Here is a 16,718-nt window from a genome sequence, read left to right on the forward strand (position 1 = left end):
GATATCGCTCGACTTGCATGTATTAGGCACGCCGCCAGCGTTCGTCCTGAGCCAGGATCAAACTCTCCAATAAAGAGTTGATATAGCTCATAAAATTTTGTTGTTTTAAAACAACTAGAATTAACGTTGACGTATGATTTGTTTAGTTTTCAAAGAACAATTTCGCTCAAAAGCGACTTTCTTATAATAACAAAAATGATTTGTTGTGTCAATCATTTTTTATTATTTTTTTATTTCGTTGCTATCATTAGCAACAACAGATAATAATATACCACTATAATAAAACTGATGCAATACCTTTTTTATAAAAAACATAGAATTTATTTGTCTACAAAAAAATGAGCAAGGACCGGTTACCTTGCTCATTCATTATAGTCATTTTCTAAACGTAAATTAACGATGACGCATTAATGGGAACAACAATACATCTCTGATAGATGGCGAGTTCGTTAATAGCATCACTAAGCGGTCAACACCAATTCCTAGACCACCAGTTGGAGGCATTCCGTACTCTAACGCTTCAACAAAATCATCGTCCATCATATGAGCCTCGTCATTTCCTTGCTCACGCTCTTTAAGCTGTGCTTCAAAACGTTCTCTTTGATCGATTGGATCATTCAATTCCGTAAAGGCATTAGCATGCTCACGAGCAACGATAAATAATTCGAAACGATCAGTAAACCTTGGATCGTCTTCATTTTTCTTGGCAAGAGGAGAGATCTCCACTGGATGACCGTAAATAAATGTTGGTTGAATTAATTTTTCCTCAACTTTTTGTTCAAAAAACTCATTTACAATATGGCCGTAGAGCATCGTATCCTTAATCTCAACATTGTGTTCTTTCGCAAGCTGCTTTGCTTCCTCTACCGTGTCGACATTCCAGAAGTCCACACCTGTATATTCCTTAATAGCATCTACCATATGAAGTCTTTTCCACTCAGGCTTAAGATCAACTGTATACTCGCCATATTCAATCGTTGTTGTGCCTAGCACTTCTTGTGCGATATGAGCAATTAGATTCTCCGTCAAACTCATAATATCACGGTAGTCCGCATAGGCTTCATAAAGCTCAATCATTGTAAATTCCGGATTATGTCTTGTGGAAACTCCTTCATTACGGAATACTCGTCCAATTTCATAGACTTTTTCTAGTCCACCAACAATCAAACGCTTTAGATGAAGCTCAATCGCAATACGCATATATAATTCCATATCTAGGGCATTATGATGAGTGATGAACGGACGAGCAGCAGCTCCTCCAGCAATCGCATGCATCATTGGTGTTTCAACCTCTAAATAACCGTGGTCATCGAGATAGCGTCTCATAGCTTGGATGATTTTGCTTCTTGTAATGAAAGTTTTTCTGCTATCTTGACTGCTTATCAAGTCTAGATAACGCTGACGATAGCGCTGCTCAACATCCTTTAAGCCGTGGAATTTGTCTGGGAGTGGACGGAGCGCTTTGGTTAGTAGTTGAAAATCCTGAACTTTAATAGAAAGTTCTCCCACTTTTGTTTTAAACAATGTACCTTGTACTCCGACAATATCACCCAAGTCCGTATTATTGAAGAGATCATATTGTTCTTCCCCTACCGCATCAACACGAACGTAGATCTGAATTTGGCCTGTAAGGTCCTGAAGATGGGCAAATCCTGCTTTTCCCTTCCCTCGTTTTGTCATGACACGACCAGCAATTGTAGTAGATATCCCTTGTTGGTCAAGCTCTTCCTTTTCTATTTCTCCATACTGCTGGATTAATTCTTCTGCTAAATGAGTGCGCTCAAAGCGTTTACCAAAAGGATCATAGCCCTTTTCACGAAGCTCACTTAATTTTTCCCGTCGAACTAAAAGCTGGTCATTTAATTCTTCACTCACAATAATCATCTCCATTACTATAGATCTTCCATATGTATTCAAAAATGAGATCCGTTTTAATTGATACAATATACATACGTTTCTATTTTACACAATATCAGAAAAACCGACACTATACACTATAATAAAAACTGCCAGTGTGTACCGGCAGTTTTTCACTTACATCATAAGAAAAGCAAAAATAAAAGTCAATCTCTTAACCTACCTGTGCCCGTCCCTTTGCTTCCGCTTCATATACAAGCCCATACAGGAGCTCTACTAAGTCATTTCTTGTATGACATTCATTGATCCCGTTGCGAGCCTTTGCATTCCCACTTATCCCTTTTAAGTACCAGGCTGCATGTTTGCGCATTTCTCGAACAGCAATGTATTCACTTTTTAACGCAATAAGTCGATCTAAATGCAGAATACATACATCAATTTTCTCTTTCACAGAAGGCTCACCGATTAGTTCGCCTGTTTCTAAATATTTCACCGTACGATAGATCATCCATGGATTGCCGAGTGCCGCTCTTCCAATCATTACTCCGTCACAGCCTGTTTCCTCGAGCATCCTTTTTGCATCCTGAGGAGTCTGTACATCACCATTACCGATTAAAGGAATATTAATGTTCTGCTTCACTTCTCGGATAATATCCCAATTCGCTTTCCCCTCGTACATTTGGTAACGAGTTCGGCCGTGTAGAGCAACAGCTTTGCCTCCTGCTCGTTCGACCGCTTGGGCATTCTCTACAGCATATATGTGATCAGGATCCCAGCCCATACGCATTTTAACCGTAACAGGCTTCTGTACCGCGTCGACAACCGCTGCGACCATTTCATATATCTTGTTTGGGTCCAGAAGCCATTTCGCTCCAGCATCTACTTTTGTAATTTTTGGAACAGGGCATCCCATATTTATATCAATAATATCGGCATTTGTATTTTTATCTACAAACTTAGCCGCTTCCACAAGCGTTTCCTTTTCGCCTCCAAAATCTGGAGGCTTAAGGGCTTTTCTTGTTCATCGATATAAAGCAAATTCATCGTTTTTTCATTCTTTAATACGATCCCTTTGTCACTCACCATTTCAGCACAAACGAGGCCCGCTCCAAATTCTTTCACGGTCAAGCGGAAGGCTGAATTACATACACCAGCCATAGGTGCTAGGACAACTGGATTTTTCATCTCAATATCGCCAATCTTAAGCACTAAGCTCCTCCTTTTATGTTAGTCTTCCGGTGGCGTTAGATCCTTTATACTAATCTGTAGCAAATTCGCTACCTGTTCGATAAATTCATCCGTCGGCATGCGATTTCCACGCTCAACCTCTCCCAAAATCGAGACCGATACACCTAGACTTTCCGCAAAGCCCTCCTGTGTATAACCCTTTAGTTTTCGAAAAGCGCGAATACGTCTTCCCCATTTTTCTGCTTCCATACCCGTACTCCCTCTCTATCAGGAATTTTATCTAAAAAATCTTGTAAAGATTGATTGGTCCTTGGTAGCTTTTCATCTGGACTAATCTCTAGGAGTGGAATCAATACAAAAGCTCTCTCGTGTAAACGAGGATGAGGAATGAAAAGCTTCTCTGTTTCCATATTCTCTTGGTTATAAAGAAGAATGTCAAGATCGATGATTCTCGGACCCCATCTAATAATCCTTTTTCTCCCAAGAGCATGTTCAATCTGTAGGCATTTTTCCAAGAGCACTACAGGTTCAAGTGATGTTCTTACTTCAATGACCATGTTTAAAAATGGATCCTGGTCCGTATAACCAACTGGATCTGTTTCATAAATCGATGAGGAACGCACGAGTTCGATCTCAGCTTCCTCATTTAGAAGACTAATAGCATCACAAAGATTACGAAAGCGGTCACCGATATTTGTTCCAAGTGCAATGAAGGCTCTATTTTTCAACTTATCTACTCCTTGTTATCTCGACAGCGACAGATTCATAATGCCCAGGAATTGGTGGGTCTGGTTTGGTAACCCTCACCGTACAGGTCATTACCCTAGTAAACTGAGAGAGACATGCCCGTGCGATCTTCTCCGCTACCGCCTCCACAAGCTTACTCGGTGGTCCTTCCACAATCCCTTTGCATAATTCGTATAATTCCCCATAATTGATGGAGTAGGTAAGATCATCACTTTCCCCTGCACGTCTCAAATCTGCCTCTACCATCAAATCAACGATAAATCTCTGTCCAAGTCGGGTTTCCTCAGGAAAAACACCATGGTACCCATAGAATTCCATCTTATTCACAAATATTTTATCCATGAGCTTTGTCCTTTCCTAATAAGATGTCCATCATTTTTGCCATCCTGCTTATTTCCTTAACATCATGCACACGGACGATTTGACAGCCCTTTTGGATTCCGTAGCAAACCGTTGCCGCCGTCCCCTCAGCTCGTTCACCAACCGGAAGATTTAACGCCTGTCCAATCAATGATTTTTTCGAGGTGCCTAATAAAACAGGGTAACCGATCTCCACCAGCTTATCCAAATGCCTCATCATTTCAATATTCAAAGCGAGATCCTTTGCAAAACCAATGCCTGGGTCCAAAATGATGTGATCATCTCGAACGCCCGCTTTTTTGGCGATTTGAATACTTTCAAATAGATCATTGACGACATCGCGATAAAAATGGGTGTACTCTAGATTGTCACGGTTGTGCATAAGAATGATAGGCGCATGATAGCTTGCGGACACATTAGCAATTTCAGGGTCATATTTGGCACCCCAAATATCGTTAATCATATGCGCCCCTGCCTTAAGGGCCTCCTTTGCAACCACAGACTTATAGGTATCGATTGATAAAGGAACCTCAACCTCCTTTGAAATCGCCGCTATAACAGGTACTACCCGTTCTAATTCCTCTTCCACAGTGATCATTTTATGCCCCGGTCGTGTCGATTCCCCCCCAATATCAATGATATCAGCCCCATCCTCGACCATTTGCTTCGCATGCTGGATGGCTCGTTCAATATGACTGTATTTCCCTCCATCTGAAAAAGAGTCCGGAGTAACATTCAATATTCCCATGATTAACGTTTTATGACTATAGTCAAGTGAGTACGGCCCACATTCTATCCTTTGATATGACATGATAAACCCCCAAATTATTTCCTATTTTTCTATTTTAACACCCCATAATAAAAAGCAATAGTCATTTGACCATTGCTTTTTATCGATATATGCTATTCTGCTTCAAATTGGTAGAGTGGTGTACTTAGATAACGCTCCCCATTACTTGGGATGATTGCCAGTACCTTTTTCCCTTTGCCTAGCTCCTTTGCAACCTTTAACGCTGCTGCAATCGCAGCTCCAGAGGAGATACCGCCGAGGATTCCCTCTTCCTTTGCAGCACGGCGAGCATATTCAAAAGCATCATCATTTGTGACCTTCAGTACTTCGTCATAAATCTCTGTATTAAGTACCTTTGGCACAAATCCGGCTCCAATTCCTTGAATCTTATGAGGACCTGGCTTACCGCCAGATAGCACTGGTGAATCTGCAGGCTCTACCGCGTAGATTTTGATATTAGGATATTTCTCCTTCAGAACAGAACCAGCACCTGTGATTGTCCCGCCTGTTCCAATTCCAGAAATGAACGCATCGAGCTGGTCGCCCATTTGTTCCACAATTTCTTTGCCTGTTGTTCTTTTGTGAACTTCAGGGTTAGCAAAATTCTCAAATTGCTGTGGCATGAAGTAGCCCTTTTCCTCAGCCAGTTCATTTGCTTTAGCAATGGCACCCTTCATTCCCTCTGGTCCCGGGGTCAAAACTAACTCCGCACCATAAGCACGAAGCAAATTGCGGCGTTCGAGACTCATGGTTTCTGGCATGACAAGGACAGCCTTATATCCTTTCGCTGCTGCAACCATCGCAAGACCAATTCCTGTATTGCCACTTGTCGGTTCTACGATTGTATCTCCAGCCTTCAGCCTTCCTTCTTCTTCCGCTGCCTCAATCATCGCAAGGGCAATGCGATCCTTCACACTGCTACCAGGGTTCATATATTCTAGCTTTAAGTAAACATCTGCGCTATTCTCGTCTCCGATGCGATTTAACTTCACAATAGGGGTATGACCGATTAATTCTGTAATCGAATTTGCTATACGTACCATGTGAAACACCTCTTATTCCGAGTATTTTTATTGGATTAATTAAAATTTATCAATTGCACGGGCAATTGTCAATCTTTTTATCATTATTTTTTCAAAAATTTCCTTTATCCTTATTAAAAAACACGAGCCAATCGCTCGTGTTTTGTCTTCGTTATTTTGCCCGATTCATCCAGTTACCATTCTCAATCCCTATGGGAATTCCCACTTTCATAAAATAAGTTCCCTACGCTCTAGCGTCTTCCAGAAGTTCTTCAAGTTCTTCTCGATTGTATTGATACGTCTCATTACAAAAATGGCACTGAGCCTCAGCCTTGCCATCTGTTTCAATCATGTCAGCAATTTCATCCTTGCCTAGGCTGACGATCGCATCCGCAAATCTTTCCTTTGAGCAGGTACATTTAAAGGCTACTGGCTGTGTTTCAAGAAAACGTACATTCCTTTTGCCTAAAACCTCTTCAAGAATTTCCTCCGGTGTTAAGCCTTGTTCAATCAGCTTGGAAATGGGAGGAATCGTTTTTAATCGTTCCTCAATCTCCGTGATCGTTTCGTCATCGGTACCCGGTAGTAACTGGATAACAAATCCGCCCGCTGCAAGGATGGTGTTGTCTGGATTCACCAATACACCTACACCCACAGATGATGGAACCTGTTCGGATTTTACAAAATAATAGGTGAAATCCTCCCCAAGTTCTCCGGAAATGAGTGGAACCTGACCCGTAAAATAATCTCTTAAGCCAATATCTTTGACGACAGAGAGGAAGCCTGATGTTCCTACCGCTCTTCTCACATCTAGCTTCCCATGCTTATTTAAGTCAAAATGAACTTGAGGATGGGTAACATATCCCCTCACCTCTCCTTTTGCATTCGCATCTACCAGTATCGGACCAAGCGGGCCATCCCCTTCCACTTTGACTGTGAGCTTTTCTTCGCCCTTTAACATCGAGCCCATCATCACCCCTGCCGAAAGCGTTCTTCCTAGGGCAGCTGATGCGGTTGGCCATGTCTGATGACGCCTCTGTGCTTCCCCTACTGTTTCTGTACTTCGGACAGCATAGGCTCTCACTTGATCATTGTAGGCAAGAGCCTTTACTAAATAATCACCCATTCTTTTACCCCTTTCATGATGCTCTACTAACTATTTATTTCTTTAGCGTGTCCATATTTCGTTTGTAAATAAGCTGTAGCCCTTTTAATGTTAAGAATGGATCTACGATATCGATCACGGTAGCTTCCTTGGCAATTAAGCTAGAAAGCCCGCCTGTAGCAACAACCATTGGTTTCTCCTTACTTTGTCGTTTCATACGTTTCACAATTTCTTCAACCTGTCCAACATAGCCGTACAGGATCCCTGCTTGCATAGCTGCAACCGTATTTTTTCCAACGACTCCCTCAGGAGGAGCAATTTCTATCCGTGGCAATTTCGCAGCCTTTGAGTATAAGGCCTCGGTTGAGATATAAATCCCGGGTGCGATGGCACCACCCATATATTGCTTATGTTCATTAATATAACAATATGTAGTAGCTGTTCCAAAATCAACAATGATGAGCGGACTCCCATATTCATGAATCGCTGCAACTGCGTTAACAATTCGATCCGCCCCGACCTCGCGTGGATTCTCATACTTTATATCTAAACCTGTTTTTATTCCAGGGCCTACGATTAAAGGCTTTAAGTTAAAATAACGTTGACACATTCTCTCTAAGGCAAGCATGATTGGCGGGACAACAGAGGAAATAATGATTCCTTTTATTTGCGAAAGACTTAATCCCACATGCTCAAACAAGCTTTTAATCACGATTCCATACTCATCTTCCGTTTTATTTCGATTGGTTTCAATTCTCCAGTGATACTTCAGCTCATCCTTATCATAAACACCTAAAACCATGTTTGTATTACCAACATCAAACACAAAAATCAACGGGATCACCACTTTATTTTAGATTCAATAGAGGTTTTTCATATTCTGCCCAACATTTTACCACAAATAGATGATTTCTTACATTAAGGAAAATGGGATGTGACCAAAAGGGCCATGATCATAAAAGGTGCCCTTTTTGAGAGCACCTTTTTATCATTACTTTTCTTCTTCATCCGAGGCAGGAGGGGCTTCCGTCAAGTCCGACTCTTTCTTCAATTCAATGGATTGCGGATCCTCTTGTTTTTCCTCGTCCTTTTTCACATTAATATTAACCTTTACATCATCGCTAGTAGAAATCGTCTCCTTCTTCTCTTCAGATGGAGCTCTATCCGGTAATGTACCATGGTCAATTAAATGCTTAATTTGTTCTGCATCTAATGTTTCCACTTCAAGCAATGTATTGGCAATAATATCAAGCTTGTCACGATTCTCAGTAAGAACCTTCTTCGCTTTTGCGTAGCATTCCTTAATAATGCGTTGAATTTCTAAGTCAATCTCGTAAGCAATCGCATCGGAATAGTTTTGCTCATTATGAAGGTCACGGCCTAAGAACACCTGACCGCCTTGTGCTTGACCAAATTGCAATGGTCCTAGCTTATCGCTCATTCCGAATTCCGTTACCATGCGGCGAGCAAGGCCTGTCGCACGTTGGAAGTCATTATGCGCTCCTGTACTTACTTCACCAAAGACGATTTCCTCGGCAACACGACCGCCAAGTAATCCAACAATTTTATCAAGAAGCTCTGGCTTTGTCATGAAGTAGCGGTCTTCCTTTGGAAGCATAACCGCATAGCCGCCAGCTTGGCCACGTGGTACAATCGTTACCTTATGGACCATCTCAGCATCTTCAAGGACCACACCAATGACTGTATGACCAGCCTCGTGGAAGGCAACAATGTTGCGCTCCTTCTTCGAAATGACACGGCTCTTTTTCGCCGGACCAGCAATGACTCGGTCTGTTGCTTCATCAACATCGTCAATATCAATTTTCTTTTTATTTCGGCGCGCAGCAACAAGTGCAGCTTCATTTAACAAGTTCTCTAAATCCGCCCCGGAAAAACCAGGTGTTCTCTGAGCAATTGCTTTTAAGTTAACGGATTCATCAAGTGGTTTATTACGTGCATGAACCTTAAGCACTGCTTCACGGCCATTCACATCTGGACGATCAACTGTAATTTGACGGTCAAAACGACCTGGACGTAATAACGCAGGGTCTAATATATCAGGGCGGTTTGTTGCAGCAATGATGATGATTCCTTCATTGGCGCCAAATCCATCCATTTCAACAAGCAATTGGTTAAGGGTTTGCTCACGCTCATCGTGGCCACCACCTAGTCCAGCACCACGCTGACGTCCAACTGCATCAATTTCATCAATAAAAATAATACATGGTGCATTCTTTTTCGCATTTTCAAACAAATCACGAACACGTGATGCCCCAACCCCGACGAACATTTCCACAAAGTCTGAACCACTGATGGAGAAGAATGGTACTCCCGCTTCCCCAGCTACGGCTCTCGCAAGCAAGGTTTTACCCGTACCAGGAGGTCCAACAAGAAGTACTCCTTTTGGAATTCTTGCCCCAACCTCTGAGAATTTGCGCGGGTCCTTTAAGAACTCGACAACCTCAACAAGCTCCTGCTTCTCTTCATCGGCACCAGCCACATCTTTAAAACGAACCTTTTTCTTTTCATCATTATAAAGCTTCGCCTTACTCTTCCCAAAATTCATCACACGACTTCCGCCGCCTTGGGCTTGGTTTAACAGGAAGAAGAATAAGATGAAGATAATAATAAACGGAATGATGGAGGTAAAGAAGGTTACCCATCCACTCGTTTCTTTGGCAGGCTTTACATCAACTTTTGATGCTGCCGCTGCCTCATCAATTTGCTTTAATAATTGCTCACTATTCCAAACATATGTTAAGAATTCCTGTCCTTCCTTGTAGCTTTTCAGGCTTCCACGTACTTCATATACCCCTCTTTCCGGCTGAATAGAAAGACTTTTGACGTCTCCAGCCTCCAAATGGGTGATAAATTGATCATAGGTCATGCTTTTCGTTGGTTCATTATTCCCATTAAAAAAACTAACAACGCCAATAATGACAAGAAATATCAATAAATAAAATATGGTATTTCGAAAGATTCGATTCATCCCTTACCTCCTCCCACGGTCAACAAACTATACTAAATAGTATCATAGAGATTTATATCAAGACAAGAAAATACACTTTCTAAAAAAACTGAGATAAGTACTTGTGAGCTATCGTAAATCCTAATGTTAGTATTTTACGCTTCATCACTATTTGTATATACCTCTGGTTTCAAAACGCCAATATATGGTAGATTACGGTATCTTTCGGCATAGTCGAGACCGTACCCTACCACAAACTCATCCGGCACAACAAAACCAACATAATCAGCCTTGATATTCGCCTTTCTTCCCGTTGGTTTATCGAGGAGGGTGACAATTTTAATTGATTTCGCCTTACGGTAACGGAATAATTCCACTAAATAGCTTAAGGTTAGCCCGCTATCAATAATATCCTCAATAATTAATATATTTCTACCCTCAACTGAGGTATCCAAATCCTTAAGAATTTTTACTTCTCCGGAAGAAACCGTCGAATTTCCATAGCTTGAAACATCCATGAAGTCCATTTCTAAATAGGTGTCCACTCTTTTTAGGAGATCGCCCATAAATGGCATCGCCCCTTTAAGGACTCCGATGGCTAACGGAAAGGCATCCTGATAGTCTTCCGATAATTGCTTGGCGATTTCTTTAATCTTTGTTTGGATTTCTTCCTCAGTAATTAAAATCTTTTCAATATCATTTTTCATGATTTCGTTGTGCCCCCTAGAAGATCATTGCTTAAATATGATAAAAGAATAATTCTTTGCTTACTGCCATCATGCTTTCTTTCCGTGTACAAATTAGATTTCCGTAAGTTCGGTACCCAAATAATTTGGTCCTTTCTATCTGTAACGATTGGCCAAGTCTGCCGTTTTTGCAGAGGTATTTTTTCATCAATAAAAAGCCGATTAAGCTTTTTCGTTCCATTCATCCCCTGTATCGCCATTCGATCTCCATCTTTTCGTGTACGAATGATGAGCGGCAGCTGATCTTCTTCCATATAGAGAAGACAATTTGCAGGATGAATCTGTACGATTTTGTCCGGATGAATGAATTCCATCTTCATCCTACCACCATTTGGAAGGAGGACTTCCCCCGGTTCACTTACCTCAAAAGAATAAGATGTTGGATGAATCGTTGTTTTAAATCGAATGGAACACTCATTATAGGAGCGAACCACCTCTAATCCATTAGGGAAATCTAATTGTACTGAAGGGTAAGGATTCTTTAAAATTGAGAATATTTTTTCAATATGTAAAGCGGATAGTGCAGAAGGCCTTACCTGATAAAGATAGTTTAATATTAGTTGAATCCCTCTCCTTTGTAAAGGCAAAGGCATCTTTGCAAAAGCGGCAATATCAATTGTTATTTGTTTGTTCGATTTCTCTTTTATTACCTTATTCAACTGGTCTTTTGTAAGCTGCAGAAGGAGGTTCTCATCTTGTTCAATTTCTTCGCTAAAGCGTCCAAATTGCTCATGGACCTGGGGATTCTCCTCCCGTAGAAAAGGAAGGACAAGCTTTCGAAATCGATTTCGACTATATACATCCTTTTCATTACTTGGATCCCTTCTAGGTTCCAGCCGATGCTCCTCACAGTACACTTCAATTTCAGCCCTAGTTAAACAAAGAAACGGCCTAATAATCACTCCATGATAGAATTCTCGTGAAAAAGGGATGCCAGCTCTAGCTTTCCCCGTTGCCCCTCTTGTTAATCTCATGAGGATGGTCTCGATCTGATCATCGCCATGGTGACCAAGTGCTAATATCGAGAGCTGGTGCTTGGTTAGCATCTCCTTGAAAAATTGATACCGACATTCCCGGGCCGCTACTTGAGAGCTTAGCCCTGTTTCCTCCATATAAGAAGGGACATCTATTTGCTTCATTTCAAATGGAATTTGCCTTTCTCGGCAAAAGTCCCGTACAAAAAGCGCCTCTTGCTTCGATTCTTCCCCCCGAAACATATGATCGATATGGGCAGCCACAACATTTATGTTCCAGCTCTCTTTTTTGCTCCATAAAAAATGAAGAAGGGCGAGGGAATCAGGTCCTCCTGATACCCCCACCAAAATTGCCTTATTTTCTATCGAAAATTGCTTTCTCTCGAGGAAAGTCTTTATTTTTCTTTCCAGCATGTGTACTCTTCCTTCAGTACTTATTTCTAATCCACATTATCAAATCTAGTTTACCACTAAAAAAGCGAGCATCACAACTTTTCCTTCTCTTACATACGATTAGTTCTACCGTTAGTTTCACTTTTTACATCACCTAAATCAAATTTACAACAATGAACCTAATTAAGGTTCCAACTTGTGATACATCGGGATAGAAAATCGATTATACTTGGCTATAAATATAGAAAAAATATAAAAAGGAAACAACCATGATAATGAGGAATGTCTCCACCCAACCACCTTTCTTTTTTCGATAAGCTTGTCTCGTCTGCGTAACAGTAGGTCGTGTTTGCCTTTTTGTTCTCGATGATTGTGCGGGGGAGGTCTGACTATTCATACAGTTCAGTAGGTCCATTCTCATTTCTTGCGCTGATTGGTATCTTCCTTGGAGCGCATTTGTTAGGATTCGCTCATATTTGTGAAGAGCAGTCTTTTGTCTTATCTGCTCCCGTAGCTGATTCATGCCTCCCGATGTTTTATTGAAACGCTTCGGATATTCTGTATTTATAATAATCATAGCCACCGCAAATAAATCATAGGTCGGCTCTGCCTTTCGTGACCCCAGGCCCCAATAGCCCCGATCATAAAACTCCGTAAACTCTTTAATGGCTCTTCCTTGAATGGTGGTGCCGCCGACATCAATACAGCGAATTCTTGGGGGCGGCCCCATCACGATTAAATTCTCTGGCTTCAAATCGCCAAACACCCAGCCTTTTTCATGAAGGGTATGCAAGTCACTCAGCAATTGCAGAATTAGAACCTCAGTCCACCCCTTCCCTTTTTGCGAAATAAAAGAAAGGAAATCAGGTCCCGCTATATACTCCATCACATAGAAGGAAATATTGTGATTTTTCACTACCCAATCATCCACATCAATTAAAGAAGGTCCGAGGGATGACCCTTGGACCTTTGCGAAGGATTTGAGGACATTGACCTCAGATGTGATTGACATTCCGTTATCACTCATTTTGATTGCAACCTTTTGATTATGAAATTGTGCCAAATAAACAATTCCGTTTGCCCCTGAGCCTAATTCCTTTAAAATGGTGTATCGATTTTGATGCCATTTCCCGATAATGATCGTTCCTGGGACAAACCTACATAGATTCTTCAAAGTACTGTTCATCATCACGAGATAACAGACCCCTTAGTGAACGTTTTTTCTTGAAATAAGTTAGCGCCTCTCTAATCGCTGGACCTGTAGGAGTAATCCCTCCTGTTGTAAGCTTTGGAAAAATACTTGTTAAGGATTCTAGATGGGGAGTCCAATCTAGCAATTTTTCGACATCATTCTTTTTCCCGGGAAATACAAAGACACCAAATTGATTATTACCTGAACGGGCATTAAGGCTCAAAGATAAGTCTAGTAACGCTTCCTTGACGGTTGGAAGCTTATGTTTCATGCTTGCGCTCGTATCGACAAGAACCAACACCTCAAGCTTTACTGTCTCACCAAGCTCATCGACCACTTCCATTACTTCGCCTCTTTGTTCCGGTGGTAAATCCTCAACTGTCTTGGATCCACCTAGGATCTGTTGAAGCTCCCGATTCACCACTCCTTGCAAGGTTTGGGTCATGGCTTTTCGCGTGACCATTTGTACCGTTTGCGATAGGCTCTGCGCATACACCACCTGGCTTACTCCGCCACCAGACATGGCGATTCCTTCTATTTCCTTCATTCCTTGCTCATCAATCGTATCCTGCTCCATCACACCAATGACATTAACCGTAATTCCACTTTCCCTGGCTAAAGCCGCCATGGCTACGGGATCTTCCCCCTGATTTGAACAACCATCGGTAATAAGTAAAATTTGTTTCAAAGTACCTGGATTCATATCTTCTCCTCCTCGTCACATACTGTTATCATTTTCGTCACGAAGAAGAGCAAATATACCTATGAAGGTAGATTATTAGTTTAAGCAATTTTTATTACATTTATGAAATGATCCATCGTTTAGGCTTTTTTGCGTTGTTTACTAATCGGAATTGTCGCCCATTTTGGCGTATTATGCTTGATTTTCGTCACCACAACGGTCATATCATCCTCAATCGCATTCGAACGGGAACGAATGACCTCTTCCATAATCAGATCAGCCACCGCCTGCGGGTCATCTGTAGCTAGCTCACTAATCTTCCGTTTCATCCATAAATCATAATTTTCCACATGCTTTGGCCCTTCGAACACACCATCGCTCATCATAATGAGTAAATCTCCCGCTTTGAGCTGCTCATTAACAACCTCCACTTCCACCTCCTGTAGAATTCCAATAGGAAGATTGCTAGCCTGTACCTTCTTCACACTCGTTCCTCTTTTAATAAAACTTGGGGTGGAGCCAATCTTCAAAAATTTGGCTGTAGCATTTTGCAGATCGATCATCGCCAGATCCAAGGTTGAAAATATTTCGTCAGTCGTTCTCAATGATAGAATAGAATTGATGGATTTGATGGCGATTTTCTCCTCTATCCCTGATTGGAGAATCTTCTGAAGGAGCTTCAGGGTTTCCTTGCTTTCGATATGGGCCCGTTCGCCATTCCCCATCCCATCACTAATTGCCACAGCATGTCTACCGCCGCTGAGACGAATCGTCGAGTAGCTATCCCCTGACACGAAGCCTCCATCCTTTGCGGCATGGGCAACTCCCGTCTCCACGACATAGGCTTTGGCCGAACGGAAGGTTACATGACAGAAGCCATTCGGTACTGACGCACACTCCTCAGAAGTCACAATAATCATCTCTCCTAATATATCTGACAGCATCGGAGCAATGAGCTTCTCACATTCCCCATGTCCATTGCAAAAAGGAATGGTCATATCGATATCCACATTTCCTTGCTCAAGACTGTAGATTTCTACGTTTTCAATTTCAATCCCGAATCCTTGTAAGGCTTCATAAATCATTTCCTCCTGCTTATGATGATTATCCCGTTCTCTTTGAATCTCCTTCGCGAAATCACCCATGACCGTTGACACTCCGAGTAGCTGATCAGCTACTAATCTTCTACTTTCCTGGACCTGCTTTTTCAGCTTTTGATTGGCCTGGAAAAAGGTTAGCTCCTGTTGCATGATGTTGATGACTTTCTGTGAATTGACACAGTGTTTTTTCCAGTCACGAGAAAGCTTGCCAGAAATAACACCATCATTTTGATCCATTTCATGCATAAGATCCTTCATATAGTCATAGGTTGTATTAAGGTTCCTTGACCAGCAATGTTCTTTTTTAAAGCATAATTGACAAGTTCTCTCCGTAACATTACTCAGGAAATAATCAAGCTCACGACTTTCCTCGTCCTTCCAATCCGCCATTTCATCATAGGCGGAGAAGCTATTGGAGAGCGCTTGAAAAACCGAGGAAAATTGCTCGACTCGTTCAGCCGTTACATCTCGCATTTTTCTCATATATTGCTGCTGTTCAGCTTGAAACTCTGGCGTACCAGGAATATATTTAGCTAGCTTAGAGGTTAAAGCCTGGGGAGTCAGGAAAAATAACAACACGGCAGCCGCTGACTCAAGAAGGGTTTTGTCAATATTCATGCTCCCTTCTCCGTACATGCCAATTAATAATGTTGAAATAAATAAACCGATCGCAACACCAACCTTCCTCCCTTCCTTCAACAGGCCACCAAGCAAGCCCGAAAAGGCTAACAGACTCATCTGATAAAAGCTTGAAACATTGGCTAAGCTGAAAATTAAGCCGGTCACAACCCCAACGGTGGATCCAACCGTAGCACCCGCGACAAAAGCAAAAATTAGCACTAAATAACGCGATGTAATATTCTCCAAGGATAAATCATAGACAGACCAACCGATCGTTCCCGTCATAATGGAAGCGAGCATAATAATGAGACAAACGACTTCCTCCGTCTTTAATGTTTGTCTTCTTTTGTTGGCTAAGATCAAAGGAATACTTTGCAAAAAGATTAACGTAAGGATAAAGCCTAAGCTCCCCTCGACTCCGGCCATGATTCCATCATAGAGCGTTAGATGACTGCTGATGATATAGGCCTTTACTAGCTTCCCTATTAAAACAACCCCAAATACATAGAATGGCAGGGCCCTCATTTCATTCCTTAGCCATCTCGTCGAAATCCGAAAAAGAATTAAGAAACAAATGGTGACACTAAAGGCATAGGCAGCATATGTTAGGGAAAGAGTTGCCGCACCTGCTACGAGTCCTAACAAGGCAAGAGGAGATCGCTCCCTCCTTAATAAATAGACGGCAGCAAAAAAGGGTAGGATAAACGGGGTGAGTTTTGACAATATGAGGGCTCGTCCAAGCAAAAAGCCCATCACTAACAGCAGATAGCCTTTCTTTAAAAAGAAGGTTTCGAGTTTTAATTGAAGATTGGTTATTCTACTAGAAAAATCTAGTTTGGGTCTCTTGAAGTTCAAACCGCCTACCGGTTCGATTAATGTCCTTTCAGCCTTATCCATAAAACTACACTCCTTACTTTTTATCGTTGCAGATAATTATAAGGAGGAACCCCATAAAAGTTTGTCAAAATAGCGG

14 protein-coding genes, 1 rRNA gene and 1 pseudogene are annotated in these 16,718 nt (G+C 41.7%); all 16 read right to left on the reverse strand.

Features of this window, described 5'->3' with window-relative positions:
• Window positions 1–73, reverse strand: a 16S ribosomal RNA gene (locus J2S07_RS19830); the annotation flags it as partial.
• A 320-nt stretch (window positions 74–393) separates the two neighbouring features.
• On the reverse strand, window positions 394–1,884 hold the full coding sequence (gene lysS, locus J2S07_RS19835; protein ID WP_370872904.1) for a lysine--tRNA ligase: 1,491 nt from the start codon (window positions 1,882–1,884) through the stop codon (window positions 394–396).
• 187 nt (window positions 1,885–2,071) lie between these two features.
• A pseudogene (gene dusB, locus J2S07_RS19840) lies at window positions 2,072–2,979 on the reverse strand (tRNA dihydrouridine synthase DusB).
• Between the two features lie 105 nt (window positions 2,980–3,084).
• Window positions 3,085–3,294 (reverse strand): helix-turn-helix domain-containing protein, encoded by a 210-nt coding sequence (locus J2S07_RS19845; protein ID WP_307152144.1) that lies wholly within the window; start codon window positions 3,292–3,294, stop codon window positions 3,085–3,087.
• Entirely contained in the window at window positions 3,246–3,773 is a 528-nt protein-coding gene (gene folK / locus J2S07_RS19850) for a 2-amino-4-hydroxy-6-hydroxymethyldihydropteridine diphosphokinase (RefSeq protein WP_307152145.1), read from the reverse strand. The genes J2S07_RS19845 and folK overlap by 49 nt, the downstream gene beginning before the upstream one ends.
• Window position 3,774: 1 nt before the next feature.
• Entirely contained in the window at window positions 3,775–4,134 is a 360-nt protein-coding gene (gene folB, locus J2S07_RS19855; RefSeq protein ID WP_307152146.1) for a dihydroneopterin aldolase, read from the reverse strand.
• Complete coding sequence (gene folP / locus J2S07_RS19860) at window positions 4,127–4,963, reverse strand: dihydropteroate synthase (protein WP_307152147.1); 837 nt, start codon at window positions 4,961–4,963, stop codon at window positions 4,127–4,129. Before folP ends, folB begins: the two co-directional genes overlap by 8 nt.
• 92 nt (window positions 4,964–5,055) lie before the next feature.
• The gene (gene cysK, locus J2S07_RS19865; RefSeq protein ID WP_307152148.1) at window positions 5,056–5,985 is read right to left on the reverse strand and encodes a cysteine synthase A; all 930 of its coding nucleotides are present in this window, start codon (window positions 5,983–5,985) and stop codon (window positions 5,056–5,058) included.
• A 223-nt stretch (window positions 5,986–6,208) separates the two neighbouring features.
• Window positions 6,209–7,090 carry an Hsp33 family molecular chaperone HslO gene (gene hslO, locus J2S07_RS19870; protein ID WP_307152149.1) on the reverse strand — a complete coding sequence of 294 codons (882 nt, stop codon included), beginning with the start codon at window positions 7,088–7,090 and terminating at the stop codon, window positions 6,209–6,211.
• A 34-nt stretch (window positions 7,091–7,124) separates the two neighbouring features.
• Entirely contained in the window at window positions 7,125–7,904 is a 780-nt protein-coding gene (locus J2S07_RS19875; protein ID WP_307152150.1) for a type III pantothenate kinase, read from the reverse strand.
• 156 nt (window positions 7,905–8,060) lie between these two features.
• A complete protein-coding gene (ftsH, locus tag J2S07_RS19880) occupies window positions 8,061–10,058 on the reverse strand; it encodes an ATP-dependent zinc metalloprotease FtsH (protein ID WP_307152151.1) in 1,998 nt (665 codons plus the stop codon).
• 134 nt (window positions 10,059–10,192) lie between these two features.
• The gene (hpt, locus tag J2S07_RS19885) at window positions 10,193–10,744 is read right to left on the reverse strand and encodes a hypoxanthine phosphoribosyltransferase (protein WP_307152152.1); all 552 of its coding nucleotides are present in this window, start codon (window positions 10,742–10,744) and stop codon (window positions 10,193–10,195) included.
• Window positions 10,741–12,171 (reverse strand): tRNA lysidine(34) synthetase TilS, encoded by a 1,431-nt coding sequence (gene tilS / locus J2S07_RS19890; protein ID WP_307152153.1) that lies wholly within the window; start codon window positions 12,169–12,171, stop codon window positions 10,741–10,743. Before tilS ends, hpt begins: the two co-directional genes overlap by 4 nt.
• Before the next feature lie 202 nt (window positions 12,172–12,373).
• Entirely contained in the window at window positions 12,374–13,339 is a 966-nt protein-coding gene (gene prkT, locus J2S07_RS19895; RefSeq protein WP_307152165.1) for a serine/threonine protein kinase PrkT, read from the reverse strand.
• Window positions 13,308–14,045, reverse strand: coding sequence for a vWA domain-containing protein (locus J2S07_RS19900; protein WP_307152154.1), 738 nt, complete (start codon window positions 14,043–14,045; stop codon window positions 13,308–13,310). The genes prkT and J2S07_RS19900 overlap by 32 nt, the downstream gene beginning before the upstream one ends.
• Window positions 14,046–14,164: 119 nt before the next feature.
• Complete coding sequence (spoIIE, locus tag J2S07_RS19905) at window positions 14,165–16,642, reverse strand: stage II sporulation protein E (RefSeq protein WP_307152155.1); 2,478 nt, start codon at window positions 16,640–16,642, stop codon at window positions 14,165–14,167.
• Window positions 16,643–16,718 lie beyond the last annotated feature (76 nt).

Origin of the sequence: Anoxybacillus andreesenii (assembly GCF_030813005.1) — a bacterium.
GTDB classification, from domain to species: Bacteria; Bacillota; Bacilli; order Bacillales; family Cytobacillaceae; genus Robertmurraya; species Robertmurraya andreesenii.